This window comes from Lentilactobacillus hilgardii DSM 20176 = ATCC 8290, assembly GCF_000159315.1.
Lineage (GTDB): Bacteria > Bacillota > Bacilli > Lactobacillales > Lactobacillaceae > Lentilactobacillus > Lentilactobacillus hilgardii.
The window spans coordinates 1-219 of record NZ_GG670095.1 but is presented as its reverse complement, the minus strand read 5'-3'; the positions used below and the strand labels follow the sequence as shown (position 1 = coordinate 219).

Below are 219 nucleotides of genomic sequence, written 5' to 3'. Positions count from 1 at the left end.
ACCGAACTACGACCACGCGAGCGCGCAGCATGGGGGTGGGAGGACGAAGCGCGTCATGCCATTGCCGGCGGCGGCCAAGGTTTCGAGGTCTTCCACCTCGTCGGGGAAGAGGTCGGAGCCCACCAGAGTGGGGGCGTCGAAGGCGGAGGCGCCCAGGAATTCCTGCTGCAGATTGGCCTGCATGACCAGCACGACGATGAGCATGGCCAGGGCCATGCC

General features: G+C 66.7%; 1 protein-coding gene. It reads right to left on the bottom strand.

Going from position 1 to position 219, the window contains the following annotated elements:
- Positions 1–6: 6 nt before the first annotated feature.
- The coding region (locus HMPREF0519_RS14025) for a hypothetical protein (protein WP_169303871.1) at positions 7–219 on the bottom strand (213 nt) is incomplete at its 5' end.